The following is a 15,545-nucleotide window of genomic DNA, read 5'->3' as shown; positions in this document are numbered from 1 at the left end:
GGTCTGCATCGGGACTTGACACCAACATGGAGCCGATGACACTCAAGCGCGGCGCATGATCCAATGGAGTTCAGCATGCTTCGGATATCCCTGTCGATGGCGGTTCTCGGCGCGGCTACGGTGCTTGGAGGTTGCAATCAAACTTCCGACGCGCCCGCTCCCACAGCGGTCGCTACGGCGCCGGCGGGTCCCGCACAGCCAAATTGGCCGCCTCTGCCGCAGGGAGCCGCCTGCACCAGCGATCTCAATCAATATCAGAAGGTTCTCAATGCCGATGTCGGCACCGGGAATGTCAACCGCTCGGTCTATGACAAGATCGAGACCGAATTGCTTCCGGCTGCGCAAGCTTGCGCAGCCGGACGCGATGGCGAAGCGCGCAACATTATTCACGCCTCAAAGCAGCGGCACGGCTATCGGAGCTGAGCCCAATCCGATTGAGAGCATGACGGCCGCGGCGTCGGTTATGTTCTCGATCTTTTGTCTTTGACGCTGATCCTGTCCAACGCGTCGATCATTTCGGGGGACCGTTCTCCAACGCATGGCGCAGATAGCGCAGCGTGAATGCCGGCATCCGCTCTTCATCGAGGTCGCGAACCGAGAAGACGGGTTGAAGCGCGGCGAGTTCGGGCAAGGGATCGGCCGCGATAAAGGCGGTGAAGCGCGCTTCAAGTTCGGCCGCGCAAAGGCCCGAGCGGACAATTTTCATGCAGGCGAGCCGCGGGCCATCGAACACCAGGGTCCAGCCTGGCGCAAGAGTCACTTCATGCGGGGCGATGCCGGTTTCTTCGAAGAGTTCGCGCAGGACGCTGCCTTCGAGATCGATGATTTCCCCCTTTAGGTCGCCGGGGTCGGGGGTTCCTGCCGGGAAATAGATTTTTCCCGCATTGGCGGTGTGGTCGCTCATGCGGCCGAGCATAAAGGCGCCGTCGGCGGAAACGAGCGCCGCCATGGAGAAGCAATTGCCGATCGCTTGGTCGGGAAAGCCGAAATCGCGCCAGGCGAGAAACGCCTTATATTCGGCTTCGAAGCCCGCGCCGCGCAGGATACGGCGGTCGCCTTGCGCCTGGATTTCTGCTTGGCGCATGAGAAAGACGCGGCCATTGAAAAAATGCGGGTTCGCCGCGCTCAGCTTGGCCCAGTGGCGATCGATCGCCTCGGCCTCGTCAATTGAAAAGCGCCAAGGCCGCGCCTCGAGGCGATAGTCGATGTCATCGATTTCTTCGATGCGGGGCGGGCCTCTCACAGATTGATCGCTCCTTCGCCAATGATGACGGCGCTGCCTCCGATCAAGGCCGCGGTCAAAGCTCCGTGCGCGATTTCAAGGCCGAGCGTGATCAGACTCGGGCGGCCCATTTCAAAGCCCTGTTCGATGACGAGCGCATGAGTCCCGTCCGCAAGCCTCTCGAACGCGAGAACCGCTCCGGCGAAAGCTGCGACCGCCGAGCCGGTCGCAGGGTCCTCTGCGATGCCGAGACCGGGGGCGAACATCCGCGCGTGAAAGGCATGACGCCCGTCGATCACATCGCTCGTGTAGAGAAAGGCGGCGGAGGCTTGGAGCCCGTTGAAGGCGGAATCGAACAAAATTGGGTCGGGCCGCGCCCGCGCGATTGTCGCAAGGCCGGCGACGGGAACGAAGGCGAAGGGCAGGCCGACGGAAAAGATCGACGGACGATGCGCGGCAAAACCAATATCCGCTTCGACAAGTCCAAGAGCGGCGGCGATGCGATCGTTCGAGGCCGGTATGTCGGTCTCGACCGGCAGCCGCGGCAGGCGAAAGCTGGCGTAGGCCGCCGCGCCTTCGCGGCGCTGAACCGTACAGGCCACAAGGCCGATTTCTTCCTCGAGCGCGATGGCGACGTCATGCGCCGGCGGAATATCGGGCGCCTGCAATGTCGCGAGGAGGATGGCGGCGCCGATCGTTGGATGCCCAGCAAAGGCAAGCTCCGCCTTTGGCGTAAAGATGCGCAAGCGCGCCGCGTTGGCGGGCGCTTCGGGCTCAAGCAGGAAGACGGTTTCGGACAGGTTGAACTCGGCGGCGATCTTCTGCATCCGCGCGGCGTCGAGCCCACTGCTGTCGCGCACCACCGCGAGCGGATTGCCAGCGAGCGGACAATCCGTGAATACGTCAAGAAGATGATATCTGCGCCGCAAAACTCGAAGGCTCCGCTGTCTTCAGCGCGCGCCGCGCCTCCGCCAGCGGAACAGTGGCCAATTAATCGTCATTGGGCAAGCGGCGTCGGCTTGCGATGTAAAGCGGCGCTGTTTTCGCCACTAAGGCCAACGCCTGCGGGCCGGCGCCAAGCGGGGGAACACCGGCTAGCTTTTCTTGGTCTGCAATTCCTGTTTGCTGAAATTGGTGAGATCGCCTTCCTTCACCGCCTGGCGGCGCCATGACTTGGCGATGGCCGGATATTTAATTTCGACGCAGATTTTGGCGACTTGCTGCTGCAATTTCGCGCTGCCGCAAGAGGGGCAGACCGGGACATCCGACGACCGAACCAAGGTTTCGAAGTCGTTATGGCATTCCTGGCAATTGAAAGCGTAGATTGGCATTAAATCCTCGCGTCGATCATCACTTGAACGGCGTCTTGCGACTTCCGCCGGCATCGAGAAGCAATTTTTGCGCCGTGAAGCGGCTTGGAGGGCTTGGGCGCCTGCAGGGCCGGGCAGGTGGACATCGGCAGGCCCGATTTCGCCGCGAAACAGACTCGATCCGGCGGGCGAACGCAATAAGATAAAGGCGCCGCCGGCTTAAAAGTCCCGCGATCGGGGAAAAGCGCGCGGCTTGCTTGTTTTTGGGTTGCTGGCAGCATAGATTCGCAGGCCAAGCGGACGCATCTGTCCCCTCGCGCGTTTCAAGGAGGTTTCCGCCATGGGCGGTCTTTCGATCTGGCATTGGCTCATCGTCGGAGCTGTGGCTCTGCTCCTGTTCGGCGGCAAGGGCAAGATTTCCGACCTCATGGGCGATGTCGCCAAAGGGATAAAATCCTTCAAGAAGGGCCTCTCCGAAGACGAAGAAAAGGCAGAGGCTCAGCGCCCGGCCGGCGGGCCGGTTGGCGCGATCGATCATCAGTCCGTCGCCGATTCGGCCAAAGTTTCGGAAACCCGTAAAGTCGGCTGAACGGGGCGGAGGCTGTTCGCGCTTCCCATCATCGGCGGCGAACTCCAGTGACAATTCCGCATGTTCGATTTTGACGCCGGCAAACTTATCATTATCGGGATCGTGGCGCTGGTCGTCATCGGACCGAAGGAACTCCCACGCGTGCTGCGCCAGGTCGGCCAGGCGGTCGGCAAGTTGCGCCGCATGGCGGCCGAGTTTCAGGGCCAGTTCATGGAGGCCATGCGCGAGGCCGATATCGCCGACATCAAGGCCGATGTCGCGAAACTCGCCGAAAGCGCCAAGGTCGATGTGGCCTTCAATCCGGTCGCCGAGCTCAAGACGCAGATGACCGACGCCATCGACGCGATTGACAAGCCGCTGAGCGCCATCGACGCGCCCGCGCTGGCGGCTCCACGGACAGATGATTCATCTTTGAATTCCATCGCCTTGCCGCCTTTATCGGAAGCTGTGGAAGAGGATGGCGCCTCGCTGCTTGCGGCGGGCGTCGCCCCGGCGGTCGGCGAGCCGGGCGATGGCGTCGCGCGTGGGGTCGACGCCGAGATGAAGGCGCTCGCGAGCGCGCTCGAGGCTGAGATGCGGACGGCGGAGCCCCCTCGCGCCGAATCGGAAGGCCCCAAGGCAGAATCCTCCCAACGCCATGCCTCCGAGCCCGCCAAGGCGCAAGATCCGGCGTGACTTTCCTGGCGCGGGGATCGCGGATTCTGTTACATCTTCGCCAGCCATCACCCTCCATCCGTCGGCTACCAACCAGTGGGACGCCTCGCCGGTAGAGCATTTTTGACAAAGCGGGACCCGATGATCCTCAGGACGAGCCTAGAGCATTTTCGAGCGAAGTGGATATCGGTTCGCGTTAAGAAAATGCGACGAAACAAAGAGCTAGAGCTGCGTTCCGATTCTGCCGAATTCGAAAGCGCTCTAAGATGAGCGAAGCCGATATCGAGGCGACCAAGGCGCCATTGATGGATCATTTGATCGAGCTGCGCGCGCGGCTGATCAAGGCGCTCGCCGCTTTCGTTTTTATGTTCTTTATCTGTTTCTATTTCGCCAAGGATATTTACAATATTCTTGTCGTGCCTTTCGAACATGTCGCCGGTCCCGACGCACGGCTGATCTATACGGCGCCGCAGGAATATTTCTTCACCCAGATCCGGGTCGCGCTGTTTTCGGCGGCATTCCTCGCCTGTCCGGTGATTTTCGGCCAGCTTTACGCCTTTGTGGCGCCGGGGCTCTACAAGCAGGAGCGCAAGGCCTTCGCGCCTTATCTTTTTGCGACGCCGATCTTTTTCGGCCTTGGCGCGCTGCTCGTCTATTTCGTCGTCATGCCCAACCTGTTGCATTTCTTTATCGGCATGCAGCAGGCCAAGGAGCCGGGGCGGGCGCAGATCGAGCTTTTGCCGCGCGTCAGCGAATATTTGTCGCTGATCATGACGCTGATCTTCGCTTTCGGCATTACATTTCAACTGCCGGTGGTCCTGACCTTGCTCGGGCGGATCGGGATCATCGATTCGGCTTTTCTGCGCGCCAAACGGCGCTATGCCGTGGTGCTGGTCTTTATCGTGGCTGCGGTGCTGACGCCGCCCGATATATTTTCGATGCTGGCGCTGGCGGCTCCGGCCCTGCTTCTTTACGAACTATCGATCCTCGCCGTCGCCTTTATCGAGAAGAATCGCGAGGCTGAGAATTCCGCCGGGCAGACGCCTGGGGCGTAAGGTGTAACGCTGTGCGCGCCGAGCCCTCATGGTGAGGAGCGCCTGAAGGCGCGTCTCGAACCGCGAGGGCGCCTTGGGAGCCTGGCAAACTCATCCTTCGAGACGCAGGCTTCGCCCGCTCCTCGGGATGAGGGTATTTGCTGTATTGGGAAGAAGTTTATGTACGATATCAAATGGATTCGTGAAAATCCTGAACTATTTGATAAAGGACGGCAGAGGCGGGGACTCGATCCGCTCGCCGAACAGCTTTTGGCGCTTGATGACGCCCGTCGCGCCGCGATCGCCAAATCGCAAGGGGCGCAGGAGCGCCGCAACGCCGCTTCGAGAGAAATTGGCCAGGCGATGGCCGCCAAGGATGCTTCGCGCGCCGAGGGTTTGAAGGCCGAAGTCGCCGAATTGAAGACCCATCTATCTGGATTCGAGGCCGAGGAGCGCGAGGCGAGCGCTGCGCTCGACAAGGCTTTATCCGAGATTCCTAACCTGCCGCTTGAGGATGTTCCTTACGGCAAGGATGAGAACGACAATCCCGAATTGCGCCGCGTCGGCGAGCTGCCGCGCTTTGCCTTCAAGCCGAAGGAGCATTTCGAGATCGGCGAGGCGCTTGGCCTGATGGATTTCGAGACCGCGACGAGGCTCTCGGGCGCGCGATTCGTGGTGAACAAAGGTCCGCTGGCGCGGTTGGAGCGCGCGCTCGGGGCTTTCATGCTCGATCTGCACACAGGCGAGCATGGATACACGGAGGTGAACCCGCCGATCCTGGTGAAGGACGGCGCGATGTTCGGAACGGCGCAATTGCCGAAGTTTCGGGAGGATCAGTTTTCAGCGATCACGATGGGCTCTGAGTTGGCCGAAGGTCAGACTATTTGGGAGCTAATTGATCGTCAGCGGCAAATTGATCGGGGCATATCCAAAGAACCGAATATCTTCACCTATGAGGGCGAGGGGATACTTGAGAAGGTCTCCGGTTACACAGATTATGGTCGTCTAGCATGGAAGGAAACAATCGCGCGACATTCCGATCTTTGGCTCATCCCCACCGCCGAAGTCCCGCTCACCAACCTTGTCCGCGAATCAATCCTTGACGAAAAAGACCTGCCCATCCGCGTCACCGCCTGCACCCCCTGTTTCCGCGCCGAGGCGGGGTCGGCCGGGCGCGATACGCGCGGCATGATTCGCCAGCATCAATTCACCAAGGTCGAGCTTGTTTCGATCACGACCCCGGAAAACTCGCTCGCCGAGCATGAGCGCATGCTTGGCTGCGCCGAAGAAGTATTGAAGCGCCTGGGGCTCGCCTATCGCGTCGTCACGCTTTGCACCGGCGACATGGGCTTCGCCTCTCAGAAAACCTATGACATCGAGGTCTGGTTGCCGGGGCAGGACCGCTATCGCGAGATTTCCTCCTGCTCGGTCTGCGGCGACTTCCAGGCCCGGCGCATGAACGCGCGCTATCGTCCTGATGGGGCGAAGGGAACGCGCTTCGCGCACACCCTCAACGGCTCGGGCGTCGCGGTCGGCCGCGCTCTCGTCGCGGTTCTGGAGAATTACCAGAATGAAGACGGCTCCGTCACGGTGCCGGACGCGCTGCGTCCCTATATGGGCGGCATCGCGCGGATCGAGAGGCCAAGATAACGCGTTTTGCGGCCGATAAGGGGTTGACGCGCCAACGCGACCTTACTAAGTTCCGCCCACTTCAGACAGGCAGTAGGTTTTTCGATTCAGGGCGTCGAGCCCAGAACCCATAGAAACCTAAACGCTGTCGACCCAGCGACCGACTGATACATTGAGATCGGAGGCACTGCCTCGGATCGAAGAGAAGCAAGACCGCGGCTTGCCGTGGTCCTCTGCAAAGTCCCAGCGCCAGAAGCCTTGACCGGCTGTTGGCGCTGACTTTTTGGCGTTTTTGAACGCCGGAACAGCACTGGACGAGCGATAGAATTTGAGAAGGGCGGGGCATCCCCATCCTTCAAGATTTGGACTTGTTTTTAGAAAGACCAAGATGCCGACGATCAGTCAATTGATCCGCAAGCCGCGCCAGGACAAGATTTACCGGGAAAAGGCCCGCCATCTCGGCGCCTGCCCGCAGAAGCGCGGCGTCTGCACCCGCGTCTATACCACGACGCCGAAAAAGCCGAACTCAGCGCTCCGCAAGGTCGCCAAGGTCCGCCTCACCAATGGGTTCGAGGTAATCGGCTATATCCCCGGCGAGGGGCATAATCTGCAGGAGCATTCGGTGGTCATGATCCGCGGCGGCCGCGTCAAGGATCTGCCCGGCGTGCGCTACCACATCCTGCGCGGCGTGCTCGATACGCAGGGCGTCAAGAACCGCAAGCAGCGCCGTTCGAAATATGGCGCGAAGCGGCCGAAGTAAGCGTAAATCGAAACGGATTTGCCTGTTTTGGTTTGGAACCGCGTTAAAGAGAAATTGGACGGAGCAGAATAGATGTCTCGTCGCCACAGCGCCGAAAAGCGGGAAGTCATCCCGGACGCGAAATTCGGGGATGTTATTCTCACGAAGTTCATGAACTCGATCATGTATGACGGCAAGAAGTCGACCGCCGAGGCGATCGTCTACAATGCCTTCGACATCATCGGGCAGAAGACGCGCGCCGAGCCGCTCGGGGTGTTCAAACAGGCGCTCGAGAATGTCGCCCCGGCGATCGAAGTTCGCTCCCGCCGGGTCGGCGGCGCGACCTATCAGGTGCCGGTCGAGGTCCGCATGGAGCGCCGCCAAGCGCTGGCCATCCGCTGGATCATCACCGCCGCCCGTGGCCGCAACGACAAGACCATGGTGGATCGCCTCTCAGCCGAACTGATGGACGCCGCCAATAATCGCGGCAATGCGGTCAAGAAGCGGGAAGACACGCATCGCATGGCGGAAGCCAACCGCGCCTTCTCGCATTATCGTTGGTAAGAACTTAAGCCAAGCGTTTTGCGCTTGAAGGGATTTTGTCATGCCTCGCAGCCATCCTATCGAGGACTACCGCAACTTCGGCATCATGGCCCACATCGATGCGGGCAAGACGACGACGACCGAGCGCATCCTCTATTATTCCGGCAAGTCGCATAAGATCGGCGAAGTCCATGACGGCGCCGCGACGATGGACTGGATGGAGCAGGAGCAAGAGCGCGGCATCACAATCACGTCCGCCGCGACCACCACCTTCTGGAACGGCAAGCGCCTGAACATCATCGATACGCCCGGCCATGTCGATTTCACGATCGAGGTGGAGCGCTCCTTGCGCGTGCTCGACGGTGCCGTATGCGTGCTCGACGGCAACCAAGGCGTAGAGCCGCAGACCGAGACGGTTTGGCGCCAGGCTGACAAATACAATGTGCCGCGCGTGGTCTTCGTCAACAAGATGGACAAGATCGGCGCCGATTTTTATCGCTGCGTCGACGACATCAAGACCAAGGTTGGCGGCCGCCCGGTCTGCATTCAATTGCCGATCGGCTCAGAGGCCGATTTCAAGGGCGTCATTGATCTCGTCCGCATGAAGGCGGTGGTCTGGGAAGACGAAGCCCTTGGCGCCAAATATTCCGACGCCGAGATTCCGGCCGACCTGAAGGAAAAGGCCGAAGAATATCGCCATATCCTGCTTGAGGCGGCTGTCGAACTCGACGACGACGTCATGGCCGCCTATCTCGATGGCGTCGAGCCCGACGAAGCGACGCTGAAGCGCCTGCTTCGCAAGGCAGTTCGCTACATTACCTTCATTCCGGTTCTCTGCGGCTCGGCGTTCAAGAACAAGGGCGTGCAGCCTCTGCTCGACGCGGTCGTCGATTATTTGCCCTCGCCGATCGATCGCGAGGCGATCAAGGGCGTCGATGTGGAGACCGGCGAAGAAGTCCTTCGCCTGCCCCGCGACGAGGAGCCCTTCTCCATGCTCGCCTTCAAGATCATGGACGATCCTTTCGTTGGCACGATCACATTCGCCCGCGTCTATTCCGGCCATGTCGATTCCGGCACCACGGTGTTGAATTCGACGAAGGACAAGAAAGAGCGCATCGGGCGCATGCTGCTGATGCATGCGAATAATCGCGAGGACGTCAAGGAAGCCTATTCGGGCGACATTGTCGCGCTGGCCGGGCTCAAGGACACCCGCACCGGCGACACGCTTTGCGATTTGAACAAGCCCGTCATTCTCGAGCGCATGGAATTTCCCGAGCCGGTCATCGAGATCGCGATCGAGCCGAAATCCAAGGCCGACCAGGAAAAGCTCGGCGTCGCCTTGGCGAAGCTGGCGGCGGAGGATCCTTCGTTCCGGGTGTCGACCGACCAGGAGTCGGGGCAGACTATCCTTAAGGGAATGGGCGAGCTTCATCTCGACATCAAGGTCGATATTTTGCGCCGAACCTATAAGGTTGACGCCAATATCGGCGCGCCGCAAGTCGCCTATCGGGAAAAGCTCACGCGGCGGGTCGAGATCGACCATACCCACAAGAAGCAGACCGGCGGCACCGGTCAGTTCGCCCGCGTCAAGATCATCTTCGAGCCGAACGAGGCCGGCAAGGGCAATATTTTCGAGTCTCAGATCGTCGGCGGCGCGGTGCCGAAGGAATATATTCCGGGCGTCGAAAAGGGCATCAACAGCGTCATGGGCTCCGGCGTGCTCGCGGGCTTCCCGGTCGTCGACGTGAAGGCGTCCCTGATCGACGGCGCCTTCCACGACGTTGACTCCTCGGTGCTGGCCTTCGAGATCGCCGCTCGCGCGGCCTTTCGCGAGGCGCTGCAAAAGGGCGGCTCGGTTCTGTTGGAGCCGATCATGAAGGTCGAAGTGACGACGCCGGAAGATTATACCGGCTCGGTCATGGGCGATCTTCTTGGCCGGCGCGGCCAGGTCCAGGGACAGGACATGCGCGGCAACGCCGTCGTCATCAATGCGATGGTGCCGCTCGCCAATATGTTTGGCTATGTCAATCAGCTGCGCTCCTTCAGTCAGGGCCGCGCCAATTACACCATGCAATTCGATCATTACGAACAGGTCCCCGCGGGCGAAGCCGCGAAGGTTCAGGCGAAATACGCCTGATCGGTTGAAGCAACGCGCGAAGAAATCCTAGAGGAGCCGGACGATGGGCAAGGAAAAGTTTGAGCGGAACAAGCCGCATTGCAACATTGGCACGATCGGCCATGTCGACCATGGCAAGACGTCGCTGACCGCTGCAATCACCAAGGTCTTGGCTGAATCGGGCGGGGCGACCTTCACCGCCTATGATCAGATCGACAAAGCGCCGGAAGAAAAGGCGCGCGGGATCACGATCTCGACGGCGCATGTTGAATACGAGACCAAGAACCGGCATTACGCCCATGTCGATTGTCCCGGTCACGCCGACTATGTGAAGAACATGATCACGGGCGCGGCGCAGATGGACGGCGCGATTCTCGTCGTCTCGGCGGCGGATGGTCCGATGCCGCAGACCCGCGAGCATATTCTGCTGGCGCGTCAGGTCGGCGTGCCGGCGCTGGTCGTATTCATGAACAAGGTCGACATGGTCGATGACGCCGAGCTTCTCGAGCTTGTCGAACTCGAAGTGCGCGAACTGCTCTCGAAGTATGATTTTCCCGGCGACGATATTCCGATCACCAAGGGCTCGGCGCTCTGCGCGCTTGAGAACCGCAACCCGGAAATCGGGCATGACGCCGTCCTGGCGCTGATGGAGACGGTGGACGCCTATATTCCGCAGCCTGAGCGTCCGATCGACCAGCCCTTCCTGATGCCGGTCGAAGATGTGTTCTCGATCTCCGGACGCGGTACGGTGGTCACCGGCCGAGTCGAGCGCGGGATCGTCAAGGTTGGCGAGGAAATCGAGATTGTCGGCCTGAAGCCAACCGTCAAGACCACGGTGACCGGCGTTGAAATGTTCCGCAAGCTTCTGGATCAAGGGCAGGCCGGCGACAATATTGGGGCGCTTCTTCGCGGCACCAAGCGCGAGGACGTGGAGCGCGGCCAGGTTCTGTGCAAGCCCGGTTCGGTGAAGCCGCATACCAAGTTCAAGGCCGAGGCCTATATCCTGACCAAGGATGAAGGCGGGCGCCACACGCCGTTCTTCACCAATTACCGGCCGCAGTTCTATTTCCGCACCACCGACGTGACCGGCGTCGTCACCTTGCCGGAAGGCACCGAGATGGTGATGCCCGGCGACAATGTGACGATGGACGTCGAGCTGATCGTTCCGATCGCGATGGAGGAGAAGCTGCGCTTCGCTATCCGCGAAGGCGGCCGGACCGTTGGCGCGGGCGTCGTCGCGTCGATCACCGAATAGGGCGAACCTACAAGGTTTGGATTGTTTGTGAGCTCCCAGGGGGTCGCCGGCATCGGCGGCGCCACGCGGGAGCGTTGAAGGACAAGGTCGCTGGCGCGGTGCAGAGCCGAAGCCGGCCGGCAGGGAACGAACTGATGAACGGCCAGAATATCCGCATTCGTCTCAAGGCATTCGATCATCGAATCCTTGATTCTTCGACGAAAGAGATCGTTTCGACGGCCAAGCGGACGGGAGCGCAGGTTCGTGGTCCGATTCCGCTGCCGACGAAGATCGAAAAATTCACGGTGAATCGGTCGCCGCATGTCGACAAGAAATCGCGCGAACAGTTCGAGATCCGGACTCATAAGCGGGTGCTCGACATCGTCGATCCGACCCCGCAGACGGTTGACGCTTTGATGAAGCTCGATCTGGCTGCGGGCGTCGATGTGGAGATCAAGCTCTAGCGCAAGCGGGCTTTTGGAATTGAGACAAAACCTTTGGGTTGCGGTTCGCCGCCGGGTTTTGAAGGTGGTCTTGAAGGATTGAACCATGCGGTCAGGCGTCATCGCGCAAAAACTCGGCATGACCCGCGTCTTCACTGACGTTGGCGAGCACGTGCCAGTCACGGTTTTGAAGGTCGAGGGCTGTCAGGTCGTCGCGCATCGGACCAAGGAGCAGAACGGCTACACCGCTCTTCAGCTCGGCATCGGCCGGGCCAAGGTGAAGAATGTGTCGAAGGCCGAGCGGGGCCGTTTCGGCGTGGCGAAGGTCGAGCCGAAACTCAAGCTTGCCGAATTTCGCGTCGAGGACGACGGCTTGCTTCCTGTCGGCGCCGAAATCACCGCGGATCATTTCGTCGTTGGACAATTCGTCGACGTGACCGGCACAAGCACCGGCAAGGGCTTCGCCGGCGCCATGAAGCGGTGGAATTTCGGCGGTTTGCGAGCGACCCATGGCGTGTCGATTTCGCACCGCTCGCATGGTTCGACCGGCGGCCGGCAAGACCCCGGCAAGACTTTCAAGAACAAGAAAATGGCGGGCCATATGGGGACCGAGAGGGTTACGACGTTGAATCTGCGCGTCGTTCAGCTCGACAGCGAGCGCGGCCTGATCCTGGTGGAAGGCGCCGTGCCCGGCGTCGCCGGCGGGTGGATCTATGTTCGCGATGCGGTCAAGAAGGCCCTTCCGAAAGAGGCGCCGCTGCCCGGCAAATATCGTTTGACGGGCGAAGCGGCTGCGGCGACGGAGGCGGGCGCGTGAAGATCGACATCACTTCCCTTGAAGGCGAAAACGCCGGCTCGATTGAGCTCGACGACGCCATTTTTGGCCTTGTCCCGCGCGAGGACCTGATCGCCCGCATGGTGCGCTATCAGCTCGCCAAGCGGCGCGCCGGCACGCATAAGACTCTTGGCCGTTCCGAGATTTGGCGGACCGGCAAGAAACTATACAAACAGAAGGGCACCGGCTCGGCGCGGCATGGGTCGGCGCGGGTGCCGCAGTTCCGCGGCGGCGGCCGGGCCTTCGGTCCGGTGGTGCGCTCGCACGCGCATGATCTGCCGAAGAAGGTTCGGGCGCTCGCGCTCAAGCATGCGCTGTCGGCCAAGGCTCAGGATGGCGGGATCATCGTTTGGGCGGAGGCGCGGGTTGCCGACGCCAAGACAAAGGGGCTCAAGGCCAGTTTCGCCAAGCTTGGCTTGACCAACGCCCTGATCATCGATGGCGCGGAGCCCGAGGCGAATTTCCGGTTGGCGGCGCGCAACATACCGCAAATCGACGTGCTGCCCGTTCAGGGCATCAATGTCTACGATATTCTGCGTCGCGAAAAGCTGGTTTTGACCAAGGCGGCCATCGACGCATTGGAGGCGCGTTTCAAATGAGTCAGGTGAAACTCGCGCTCGACGCGCATCATTACGACGTGATCGTCGCTCCGGTCATCACCGAGAAGGCGACCTTCGCGTCGGAAGCGAACCAGGTCATCTTCAAGGTCGCAAAGACCGCGACGAAACCGGAGATCAAGGCGGCCGTCGAGCGTTTGTTCGATGTGAAAGTCGTGGGCGTCAATACGCTCATCCGCAAGGGCAAAAGAAAAGTATTCAAAGGCACGCGGGGCGTCCAGTCGGACGTAAAGAAGGCGGTCGTGACCCTCGCCGAGGGCCATAAGATCGACGTCACGACCGGGCTTTGAGCTCCATCTGAGGATTGCGCCTATGGCACTTAAGACGTTCAAACCGATCACGCCGAGCCTTCGCCAGCTCGTGATCGTCGATCGCAGCGATCTCTACAAGGGCAAGCCGCTGAAGCAGCTGACCGAGGGGAAATCGTCGGCCGGCGGGCGCAATAATACTGGGCGGGTCACGGTCCGGTTTCGTGGCGGCGGGCATAAGCAGACCTATCGGATCATCGATTTCAAGCGGCGCAAGCTCGACGTTCCGGCGAAAGTGGAGCGGATCGAATATGATCCGAACCGGACTTCGTTCATCGCGCTCATTCGCTACGCCGATGGAGAGCAGGCCTATATCATCGCGCCGCAGCGCCTTGGCGTCGGCGATGAGGTGGTGTCGGGAATGCAGGTCGACGTAAAGCCCGGTAATGCAATGGCGCTCGCCAATATGCCGGTCGGCACGATCGTCCACAACATCGAGATGAAGATCGGCAAGGGCGCCGCGATGGTGCGCTCGGCCGGAACCTATGCTCAGGTTGTTGGGCGCGATCAGGGCTATGTCATCATCCGTCTGAATTCTGGCGAACAGCGCCTGATTCACGGCCAATGTTTCGCGACCGTCGGCGCTGTTTCCAATCCCGACCACATGAACGCGTCGATCGGAAAGGCCGGCCGCAGCCGCTGGCTTGGGCGCAGGCCGCATAATCGCGGCGTGACGATGAACCCGGTCGATCATCCGCATGGCGGCGGCGAAGGCCGCACCTCGGGTGGCCGGCATCCGGTGACCCCATGGGGCAAGCCGACCAAGGGCAAGAAGACTCGGTCGAACAAATCCACCACGAAATTCATCGTGACCTCGCGTCACAAAAGCAAGAAGAAGGGCTGATCATGGCTCGTTCGATCTGGAAGGGCCCCTTCGTCGACGGCTATTTGCTGAAAAAGGCGGATGCCACGCGGAGCTCCGGCCGCTCCGAAATCATCAAGATCTGGAGCCGGCGCTCTACGATCCTACCGCAATTCGTCGGCCTGACCTTTGGCGTCTACAATGGGCATAAGCATGTGCCCGTGAACGTCACCGAAGAAATGATCGGCCATAAGTTTGGCGAGTTTTCTCCGACGCGGACCTTCCATGGTCATACGGCGGACAAAAAAGCCAGGAGAGGCTGATCATGTCCAAGGAGAAAACGCCGCGGGCGCTGAAAGCCAACGAAGCCAAGGCGGTCGCCAGGATGATGCGGGTGAGCCCGCAGAAATTGAATCTCTTGGCGCAGCTGATCCGCGGCAAGAAGGTGGAGTCCGCCTTGGCGGATCTCGAGTTTTCGCGCAAGCGCATCGCGTTCGATGTGAAGAAGACGTTGGAGAGCGCGATCGCCAATGCCGAAAATAACCACAGCCTCGATGTCGACGATCTCGTCGTCGCGGAGGCCTATGTCGGTAAGGCCCTGGTGATGAAGCGGTTCAGCCCGCGCGCTCGGGGGCGCTCCGGCCGCATCGAGAAGCCGTTCTCGCATTTGACGATCATCTTGCGCGAAGTCGGCGCCGCGGCGGTGGGGGCCTGAGGAGAGAAGATGGGACAGAAAGTCAACCCGATTGGCCTTCGGCTGGGCATTAACCGGACCTGGGATTCGCGCTGGTTCGCGGGCAAGGCCGAATATGGCAAGTTGCTGCATGAGGACATGGGAATCCGCGAGGTTCTCATGAAGAGCCTGAAGCAGGCGGCTGTCTCGAAGATCATCATCGAACGGCCGCACAAGAAGTGCCGCGTGACGATTCATTCGGCGCGGCCGGGCGTCGTCATCGGCAAGAAGGGCGCCGATATCGACAAGATCCGCAAGCTGGTGGCGAAGATGACGGACTCCGAGGTCCTCATCAATATCGTCGAAGTGCGCAAGCCCGAGATTGACGCGACTTTGGTCGCCGATTCGATTGCTCAGCAGCTTGAGCGCCGCGTCGCATTCCGGCGCGCGATGAAGCGAGCGGTGCAATCGGCCATGCGGCTTGGCGCGGAAGGCATTCGCATCAATTGCTCGGGTCGCCTTGGCGGCGCTGAAATCGCTCGGCTCGAGTGGTATCGCGAGGGCCGCGTGCCGTTGCATACGTTGCGCGCGGATGTCGATTACGGCACCGCGACCGCGCATACCGCCTATGGCACCTGCGGCATCAAGGTTTGGATCTTCAAGGGCGAGATTCTCGAACATGATCCAATGGCGCAAGACAAGAAGATGAGCGAGCAGGATCATTCCGGCGGCGGCGGCGAAAGACGCCGGCGCGACCGCGATGTCGCCTAATCGAGCGACGCGAATCCACTGAGAGT

20 protein-coding genes are annotated in these 15,545 nt (G+C 60.7%); 17 read left to right on the top strand and 3 right to left on the bottom strand.

Annotated features, from left to right (window positions below):
- The first annotated feature begins 75 nt into the window (after positions 1–75).
- A complete protein-coding gene (locus DL86_RS02255; protein WP_156964418.1) occupies positions 76–423 on the top strand; it encodes a hypothetical protein in 348 nt (115 codons plus the stop codon).
- An 88-nt stretch (positions 424–511) separates the two neighbouring features.
- Here DL86_RS02255 and DL86_RS02250 read toward each other — a convergent pair whose 3' ends face one another.
- The 3 genes from DL86_RS02250 to DL86_RS02240 form a co-directional block, all read right to left on the bottom strand.
- Positions 512–1,243, bottom strand: a complete 732-nt coding sequence (locus DL86_RS02250) for an NUDIX hydrolase (RefSeq protein ID WP_051952488.1) — start codon at positions 1,241–1,243, stop codon at positions 512–514.
- Entirely contained in the window at positions 1,240–2,151 is a 912-nt protein-coding gene (locus DL86_RS02245; RefSeq protein WP_036257588.1) for a PhzF family phenazine biosynthesis protein, read from the bottom strand. The genes DL86_RS02250 and DL86_RS02245 overlap by 4 nt, the downstream gene beginning before the upstream one ends.
- 165 nt (positions 2,152–2,316) lie before the next feature.
- On the bottom strand, positions 2,317–2,553 hold the full coding sequence (locus DL86_RS02240; protein WP_036257587.1) for an FmdB family zinc ribbon protein: 237 nt from the start codon (positions 2,551–2,553) through the stop codon (positions 2,317–2,319).
- 319 nt (positions 2,554–2,872) lie between these two features.
- On the opposite strand from DL86_RS02240, the gene DL86_RS02230 reads away from it, so the two are divergent.
- The 16 genes from DL86_RS02230 to rpsC all read left to right on the top strand — a co-directional run bounded on the left by DL86_RS02230 (position 2,873) and on the right by rpsC (position 15,519).
- Positions 2,873–3,121 (top strand): twin-arginine translocase TatA/TatE family subunit, encoded by a 249-nt coding sequence (locus DL86_RS02230; RefSeq protein ID WP_036257582.1) that lies wholly within the window; start codon positions 2,873–2,875, stop codon positions 3,119–3,121.
- A gap of 60 nt (positions 3,122–3,181) precedes the next feature.
- On the top strand, positions 3,182–3,796 hold the full coding sequence (locus DL86_RS20220; RefSeq protein WP_202899145.1) for a twin-arginine translocase TatA/TatE family subunit: 615 nt from the start codon (positions 3,182–3,184) through the stop codon (positions 3,794–3,796).
- Positions 3,797–4,041: 245 nt separating this feature from the next.
- Positions 4,042–4,830, top strand: a complete 789-nt coding sequence (gene tatC / locus DL86_RS02220; protein ID WP_036257579.1) for a twin-arginine translocase subunit TatC — start codon at positions 4,042–4,044, stop codon at positions 4,828–4,830.
- A gap of 159 nt (positions 4,831–4,989) precedes the next feature.
- A complete protein-coding gene (serS, locus tag DL86_RS02215) occupies positions 4,990–6,459 on the top strand; it encodes a serine--tRNA ligase (RefSeq protein ID WP_036257578.1) in 1,470 nt (489 codons plus the stop codon).
- Between the two features lie 367 nt (positions 6,460–6,826).
- Positions 6,827–7,198 carry a 30S ribosomal protein S12 gene (gene rpsL, locus DL86_RS02210; protein WP_036257576.1) on the top strand — a complete coding sequence of 124 codons (372 nt, stop codon included), beginning with the start codon at positions 6,827–6,829 and terminating at the stop codon, positions 7,196–7,198.
- Between the two features lie 72 nt (positions 7,199–7,270).
- Positions 7,271–7,741 carry a 30S ribosomal protein S7 gene (gene rpsG / locus DL86_RS02205; RefSeq protein WP_036257575.1) on the top strand — a complete coding sequence of 157 codons (471 nt, stop codon included), beginning with the start codon at positions 7,271–7,273 and terminating at the stop codon, positions 7,739–7,741.
- Positions 7,742–7,781: 40 nt separating this feature from the next.
- Complete coding sequence (fusA, locus tag DL86_RS02200; protein ID WP_036257573.1) at positions 7,782–9,857, top strand: elongation factor G; 2,076 nt, start codon at positions 7,782–7,784, stop codon at positions 9,855–9,857.
- Between the two features lie 43 nt (positions 9,858–9,900).
- Positions 9,901–11,091, top strand: a complete 1,191-nt coding sequence (gene tuf / locus DL86_RS02195; RefSeq protein ID WP_036257572.1) for an elongation factor Tu — start codon at positions 9,901–9,903, stop codon at positions 11,089–11,091.
- A gap of 134 nt (positions 11,092–11,225) precedes the next feature.
- Positions 11,226–11,534, top strand: coding sequence for a 30S ribosomal protein S10 (gene rpsJ, locus DL86_RS02190; protein WP_026606368.1), 309 nt, complete (start codon positions 11,226–11,228; stop codon positions 11,532–11,534).
- A gap of 85 nt (positions 11,535–11,619) precedes the next feature.
- Entirely contained in the window at positions 11,620–12,330 is a 711-nt protein-coding gene (gene rplC, locus DL86_RS02185) for a 50S ribosomal protein L3 (protein ID WP_036257567.1), read from the top strand.
- Positions 12,327–12,947: a 50S ribosomal protein L4 gene (gene rplD / locus DL86_RS02180; RefSeq protein ID WP_036257565.1), complete on the top strand. Its 621-nt coding sequence runs from the start codon at positions 12,327–12,329 to the stop codon at positions 12,945–12,947. Before rplC ends, rplD begins: the two co-directional genes overlap by 4 nt.
- On the top strand, positions 12,944–13,255 hold the full coding sequence (locus DL86_RS02175) for a 50S ribosomal protein L23 (protein WP_036257562.1): 312 nt from the start codon (positions 12,944–12,946) through the stop codon (positions 13,253–13,255). Before rplD ends, DL86_RS02175 begins: the two co-directional genes overlap by 4 nt.
- A 22-nt stretch (positions 13,256–13,277) precedes the next feature.
- Positions 13,278–14,117 carry a 50S ribosomal protein L2 gene (gene rplB / locus DL86_RS02170; protein WP_036257560.1) on the top strand — a complete coding sequence of 280 codons (840 nt, stop codon included), beginning with the start codon at positions 13,278–13,280 and terminating at the stop codon, positions 14,115–14,117.
- Positions 14,118–14,119: 2 nt separating this feature from the next.
- Complete coding sequence (rpsS, locus tag DL86_RS02165; protein WP_036257559.1) at positions 14,120–14,398, top strand: 30S ribosomal protein S19; 279 nt, start codon at positions 14,120–14,122, stop codon at positions 14,396–14,398.
- Between the two features lie 2 nt (positions 14,399–14,400).
- Positions 14,401–14,790 carry a 50S ribosomal protein L22 gene (gene rplV / locus DL86_RS02160; protein WP_036257556.1) on the top strand — a complete coding sequence of 130 codons (390 nt, stop codon included), beginning with the start codon at positions 14,401–14,403 and terminating at the stop codon, positions 14,788–14,790.
- Positions 14,791–14,799: 9 nt separating this feature from the next.
- On the top strand, positions 14,800–15,519 hold the full coding sequence (gene rpsC / locus DL86_RS02155; RefSeq protein WP_036257554.1) for a 30S ribosomal protein S3: 720 nt from the start codon (positions 14,800–14,802) through the stop codon (positions 15,517–15,519).
- The last annotated feature ends 26 nt before the right edge of the window (positions 15,520–15,545 follow it).

This window comes from Methylocapsa aurea, from assembly GCF_000746085.1.
Taxonomy (GTDB): Bacteria; Pseudomonadota; Alphaproteobacteria; order Rhizobiales; family Beijerinckiaceae; genus Methylocapsa; species Methylocapsa aurea.
This window is presented reverse-complemented; position numbering and strand designations above follow the sequence as displayed.

Excerpts from the sequence above, each read along its gene's own strand:
- DL86_RS02175 (WP_036257562.1), top strand. The coding sequence starts at position 12,944 with ATGAGTCAGGTGAAACTCGCGCTCGACGCGCATCATTACGACGTGATC.
- tatC (WP_036257579.1), top strand. The coding sequence starts at position 4,042 with ATGAGCGAAGCCGATATCGAGGCGACCAAGGCGCCATTGATGGATCAT.
- DL86_RS02255 (WP_156964418.1), top strand. The coding sequence starts at position 76 with ATGCTTCGGATATCCCTGTCGATGGCGGTTCTCGGCGCGGCTACGGTG.
- tuf (WP_036257572.1), top strand. The coding sequence starts at position 9,901 with ATGGGCAAGGAAAAGTTTGAGCGGAACAAGCCGCATTGCAACATTGGC.
- rplC (WP_036257567.1), top strand. The coding sequence starts at position 11,620 with ATGCGGTCAGGCGTCATCGCGCAAAAACTCGGCATGACCCGCGTCTTC.
- serS (WP_036257578.1), top strand. The coding sequence starts at position 4,990 with ATGTACGATATCAAATGGATTCGTGAAAATCCTGAACTATTTGATAAA.
- rpsC (WP_036257554.1), top strand. The coding sequence starts at position 14,800 with ATGGGACAGAAAGTCAACCCGATTGGCCTTCGGCTGGGCATTAACCGG.
- rpsJ (WP_026606368.1), top strand. The coding sequence starts at position 11,226 with ATGAACGGCCAGAATATCCGCATTCGTCTCAAGGCATTCGATCATCGA.
- fusA (WP_036257573.1), top strand. The coding sequence starts at position 7,782 with ATGCCTCGCAGCCATCCTATCGAGGACTACCGCAACTTCGGCATCATG.
- DL86_RS20220 (WP_202899145.1), top strand. The coding sequence starts at position 3,182 with ATGTTCGATTTTGACGCCGGCAAACTTATCATTATCGGGATCGTGGCG.
- rpsG (WP_036257575.1), top strand. The coding sequence starts at position 7,271 with ATGTCTCGTCGCCACAGCGCCGAAAAGCGGGAAGTCATCCCGGACGCG.
- rpsS (WP_036257559.1), top strand. The coding sequence starts at position 14,120 with ATGGCTCGTTCGATCTGGAAGGGCCCCTTCGTCGACGGCTATTTGCTG.
- rpsL (WP_036257576.1), top strand. The coding sequence starts at position 6,827 with ATGCCGACGATCAGTCAATTGATCCGCAAGCCGCGCCAGGACAAGATT.
- rplB (WP_036257560.1), top strand. The coding sequence starts at position 13,278 with ATGGCACTTAAGACGTTCAAACCGATCACGCCGAGCCTTCGCCAGCTC.
- rplV (WP_036257556.1), top strand. The coding sequence starts at position 14,401 with ATGTCCAAGGAGAAAACGCCGCGGGCGCTGAAAGCCAACGAAGCCAAG.
- DL86_RS02240 (WP_036257587.1), bottom strand. The coding sequence starts at position 2,553 with ATGCCAATCTACGCTTTCAATTGCCAGGAATGCCATAACGACTTCGAA.
- DL86_RS02230 (WP_036257582.1), top strand. The coding sequence starts at position 2,873 with ATGGGCGGTCTTTCGATCTGGCATTGGCTCATCGTCGGAGCTGTGGCT.